This window comes from Limosilactobacillus gastricus PS3 (assembly GCF_000247775.1).
In the GTDB taxonomy this organism is placed as follows: domain Bacteria; phylum Bacillota; class Bacilli; order Lactobacillales; family Lactobacillaceae; genus Limosilactobacillus; species Limosilactobacillus gastricus_A.
In genome coordinates this window covers 1-5,621 of sequence record NZ_AICN01000009.1, presented here as the reverse complement: position 1 = coordinate 5,621, position 5,621 = coordinate 1, and the positions used below count along the sequence as shown (strand labels likewise).

The 5,621-nt window shown below is 42.4% G+C and carries 3 protein-coding genes; all 3 read right to left on the bottom strand.

Annotated features, from left to right (window positions below; genetic code table 11):
- A partial coding sequence (locus tag PS3_RS00830; protein ID WP_040467827.1) for a manganese-dependent inorganic pyrophosphatase occupies positions 1 to 926 on the bottom strand: 926 nt, incomplete at its 3' end.
- 75 nt (positions 927 to 1,001) lie between these two features.
- Entirely contained in the window at positions 1,002 to 3,497 is a 2,496-nt protein-coding gene (gene parC, locus PS3_RS00825; RefSeq protein ID WP_007121702.1) for a DNA topoisomerase IV subunit A, read from the bottom strand.
- A gap of 20 nt (positions 3,498 to 3,517) precedes the next feature.
- Positions 3,518 to 5,527, bottom strand: coding sequence for a DNA topoisomerase IV subunit B (gene parE / locus PS3_RS00820; protein WP_007121701.1), 2,010 nt, complete (start codon positions 5,525 to 5,527; stop codon positions 3,518 to 3,520).
- Between the last annotated feature and the right edge of the window lie 94 nt (positions 5,528 to 5,621).

The window sequence follows — 5,621 nt, the reverse complement described above, 5'->3', positions numbered from 1 at the left end:
TCAAAAGCGGCCGTTAATGGTGGAACCACTTGTTTCTTCCGGGAAACAACTCCTGGTAAATCCATCCGGTTTTGGTCATTTAAACTCTTTTCAAAGGCGGCCTCAACCTTATCAGCATTAGCTCCCACAAAGAGTAATTCGGAATCGCTATCCAAAATGTTAGTAGCTACTAATAAGAAGGTGTCATAACCATTAGCATCCATCAAAGCCTTCATGGTAGCTTCTAGGTCAGCTTGACGAGAGAACACGTCATCTAGGTCAACAGTGTTAACTTGACCGATCCGAACCTTAGATGAACCCAATTCAAAGGTCTTCGCATCCCCATCAACAATTTGTTCGTCTGATTTAGCAGCTAAATTAGTCCCGGCCTTCAACATTTGAATCCCATAGTCGTTAGCATCAACTTGGGCTAAGTTAGCCAAGTAAGTCAATGCTTCGCGATCATGATCGGTCGTTGTTGGTGACTTTAAGAGTAAGGTGTCAGAGATCAAACCAGATAACAACATTCCTGCTAAATTAGCTGGAATGTTAATGTTCTTAGCTTGGAACATTTCTGTCAAAATGGTACTTACTGACCCATATGGGCGAACTGACATGAATAAAGGAGCAGAAGTATTAAAACCGTTAACCCGGTGGTGGTCAATCAAATGAGTGACCGTGACTTGATCAATATCACTAACACTTTGTTGGGGTTCATTATGGTCAACTAACATCACTTGGTCAGTTTCGTTAGCAGCCGTTTCAATCACCCGTAATGGTTCAAATCCAAATTTATCTAAAGCAAACTTGGTTTCATCATTAGGTTCCCCTAAGGCTACAGCTTCCGCTTCGTAACCTAATTGGTTTTGGTAATAGGCATAAGCCATCGCTGAAGCAATGGTATCAGTATCAGGATTTTGATGACCGAAAACTAATTCTTTACTCATAAATGAAATTCCTCCTGGAAAGCTTTAATTTAACATTCTTATCATATCACGATCAAGGACGATTTGCCCACTCAACTATAAGGTTAATTGTTCAATGGATTGATCATTTTCATGCTCATCATCGTTAGGTTGACTGATGATGATTTTTTTCCGAATCAGAACTGGAACCCCTTGAGTATCGGTATCGATTACAAAGGTACCATTTGATTTAGTCGTTCCTAAATGATGGTCAGCTACTAAAACATCTTGAAAGACTGGTCGTGAAGTAATGATTTCCAAGGCTCCTTGATAATCAGCAGCATGACCGATAAAGTCCGCGATTTCATGTGGATTTTTCTTTAGTTTATGCAAAACAAGGTTACCACGACGGGCCCGAGCGCCGAGTTCCAAATCACTGGCCAACATCTCTTTAAAGGCCCCACGTTGCGTAATCAGTGCTAAATGATCACTTTCTTCAACTAAGGCCAAATCAACCAATTGATCATCATCTTTTAAATTAATGGCCCTTACTCCAGAAGTACGGAGGCCAGTAACTGGAAGTTCGTCAACGGCAAATCGTAATCCATAACCGGCTTTAGAAATCGCTACTAAGGACTGTTTAGGACCTAGCGGATCATAATAATGCACTGCTACGACTCTAGCATCACTGGATTTTAATTTGAAAGCTAAGGTTGGTCGAGATTTGTATCGAGAACCAGGCTTGAAGTCCGCAAAAGCTGATTGTTTGACCTGACCATCACTAGAAGCCATCAAAATTGAACCGGCTTGTTCGAGTTGATCAACAACCAGAGTCGTAATAATTTCTTCATCGTCGGCTAAACCAATTGTTTGTGAAATATGTTCACCGGTTTCTTTCCATTTGGCATCCATAACTTCATGGACGGGACGGTAAATCACATTTCCCTGATTAGTAAACATAAATAAATGACTTAAAGTCGAGGTCTTCGTTACCAAAAGCGGATAATCATCTTCCCGTAAACCGTTATCACTAAAGTCAGAAGCATTAAAGGATCGCATACTACTCCGTTTAATGTAACCAGCATGCGAAACTAAAACCATGACCTCTTCATTAGCCACCGTAATCTTAGTATCGACAGTCAGCTTTTGCACTTCGTTTTCAATTTGCGTCTGGCGAGGACTATCAAATGATTTTTTAATTGCGCGTAATTCTTGCTTAATTACAAGGGCTAATTCATGATCATCAAGCAAGATTTGTTTGAATTTTGCAATCCGTTCATTAAGATTAGCTAGCTCATTTTCAAGGGCGGTTACATCCGTATTGGTTAACCGATAAAGTTGTAAGGCAACAATTGCTTCGGCTTGCCGCTGCGTAAATTGATAAGCACTTACTAAGTTATCCTGGGCATCACGTCGATTCTTACTAGCCCGAATCGTCTTAATCACTTGATCAAGAATGGATAAAGCTTTGATCAGACCTTCCACAATATGAAGGCGAGCTTGGGCCTTATTCAGATCGAAACGGGTCCGTTTAGTAACAATTTCTTTTTGAAAATCAACGTAAGATGCTAAATAGTGTTTTAAGCCCACCCGCATTGGTCGTTGATCATCAATCGCTACCATGTTGAAATTATAGTTAATCTGCAGGTCGGTATTTTTAAGGAGATAATTTAATACTCCTGTAGCATTCGCTCCCCGTTTTAATTCAATCGCAATTCTTAAACCATTGCGATCAGTTTCATCACGAGCATCCGCAATCCCTTCAACTTTTTTATTGATTCGTAAATCGTTAATCCGCTTAACTAATTGGGCCTTGTTAACCTCATATGGAATTTCGGTAACGGTAATCTGTTGACGACCACCACGCAAATCTTCAATGGCCGTTTTGGCCCGAACAACCACGCGACCGCGGCCGGTTTCGTAAGCTTTTTTAATTTCTTTGACCCCTTGGATAATCCCGCCAGTCGGGAAATCAGGTCCTGGTACAAATTCCATTAATTTATCCAGACTAGCATTGGGGTGGTCAATCAAATAGATGCTAGCATCAATCATCTCACCTAGATTATGAGTCGGAATTTCGGTTGCGTAACCCGCTGAAATCCCCGTGGCCCCATTTACAAACAGATTGGGAATCCGTGCCGGTAAGACCGTGGGTTCTTTCTCCGTATCGTCAAAGTTCCAGGTCATTTCAACCGTTTCTTTATCAATGTCTGCTAACATCAACCCACTAATTTGCGCCAGCCGGGCTTCAGTATACCGCATCGCAGCAGGTGGATCTCCGTCCATGGACCCATTATTACCATGCATTTCAATTAGGGGCGCACGCAATTTCCAGTCTTGACTCATACGAACCAAGGCTTCATAGATGGAACTATCCCCATGGGGGTGGAAATTACCCATGACATTCCCGACTGACTTGGCAGACTTTCGAAAACCTTTGTCGTAGGTATTGCCGTCTTTATTCATAGCAAATAAAATCCGACGCTGGACAGGCTTTAAGCCATCGCGGATATCTGGTAAGGCCCGCTCTTGAATAATTGATTTTGAATACCGGCCGAAGCGATCACCCATAATCGCCTCTAAATTCATGACTTCAATTTTTGAATCAGGCATGGTCATCCTCCTTTCTTAATTTATCCTTGATCCCAAGTATTGATAGTTGGTTCAACTTCAGGTAGGGCTTGTCCTTTGGTATCAACTAATTGATCTGATTCCTCATCATCAGTCATCGTAAATTGGACATGATGATCAATCCAGTCCCGTCGTGGCTCTACCTTGTTACCCATAAGAGTGGTAATGCGTTTCTCAGCTAATTCAGCATCTTCAATTCGGACTTGAATTAAAGTCCGAGTTTCTGGATTCATGGTCGTTCCCCACAATTGGTCCGCGTTCATTTCACCAAGACCTTTAAAACGTTGTAAACTAGCCCCTTTCCCAACGCGCTTCGAAACTTGGGTTAATTCTTCATTAGTCCAAGCATAGGTAATGGTCGTCTTAGCGCCCGAGCCTTTTTGCAATTTATACAGTGGTGGTAAGGCAATATAAACCTTCCCCGCTTCGATCATTGGTCGCATATACTTATAAAAGAAGGTCAATAGCAGAATTTGAATGTGCGCCCCATCATCATCAGCATCTGTCATAATAATGATTTTGTCGTAGTTTGAATCTTCTACATTAAATTCCGAACCTACCCCAGCGCCAACGGTATAAATAATGGTATTGAGTTCTTCATTTTTAAGGACATCATCAAGTTTAGCTTTTTCAGTATTTAAGACCTTTCCCCGTAATGGCAAAATCGCCTGGAATTTTCGATCTCGACCTTGCTTGGCCGATCCACCGGCAGAATCCCCTTCAACTAGGAACAATTCATTCTTGGCCGCATTCTTCGATTGAGCAGGGGTTAACTTCCCAGATAAATTCCGTTCCTGTCGGCTCTTTCGTTTACCAGAACGCGTTAAATCCCGAGCTTTACGAGCTGCTTCTCGAGCTTGCCGGGCCTTAATGGCTTTACGAATTAACATTTGAGCAAAGTCGCCATTTTCCATCAAAGCATAGCCTAATTGTTCGCTCACAATGCTATCCACAATTTTACGGGCTTCCGGAGTTCCCAATTTTTCCTTGGTTTGCCCTTCAAACTGCAAGACATTTTCTGGAACACGTACGGAAACGACCGCCGTTAACCCCTCCCGCACGTCGCTTCCTTCTAAATTCTTGTCCTTGTCTTTTAGCAGGTCCATCTTACGTGCATAATCATTAAAGGTTTTCGTCCAGGCCGCACGAAAACCAGCTTCATGAGTCCCCCCGTCTGGAGTTCGCACGTTATTAACGAATGATAAGACATTTTCAGAATAGCCGTCATTATATTGAGCGGCGACATCAACTTCAATGCCATCCTGACTTCCACTAAAAGATAATACTTTACCAAGCGTATCTTTATCTTCATTCAGGTATTCTACGAAATCTTCAATCCCGTTTTCATAGTAAAAGACATCCCTTTGTTCTTGACCAGCGCGTTGATCAGTTAAAGTAATGGTTACGCCCTTTAAAAGAAAGGCAGATTCACGAAGACGCCGGGCTAAGGTATTGTAATCATAAACGGTCGTGCTAAAAATCGCGGGATCGGGTTTAAAATTAACGGTGGTCCCACTATCATCTTTAGTTTTGCCTAACTTTTTAAGCGTTCCCACCGGATGACCACCATCGGCGAATTCTTCTTGATAACGGACATGGTCACGAACAATGGTTAAAGTTAAATGGGTCGACAAGGCATTGACAACTGAGGCACCGACTCCGTGTAATCCCCCAGAAGTTTTATAGCCCCCTTGGCCGAATTTTCCTCCCGCATGCAAAACGGTCATAATGACTTCTGGCGTGGGTTTGCCACTAGCATGCATTCCGACTGGCATCCCTCGCCCATGATCCTGAACGGTAATCGAATTATCACTTTCAATGGTGACTTCAATGTGATTCCCGAAACCTGAAAGAGCTTCATCAACTGCATTATCTACGATTTCCCATACCAAGTGATGTAAACCATGGGTATCGGTTGAACCGATGTACATCCCTGGCCGTTTCCGGACCGCTTCTAAGCCTTCCAGAATTTTGATTGAGGATGCATCATATTCAGTAGTTTTATTAGCCAAACTATTGCCCCCTAATTTAAACGAATTCCCTATTTCTAGGGTCACAATCTTTAGGATACCCAAATTCCACCTATTTTGCAAACACTTGTACGGC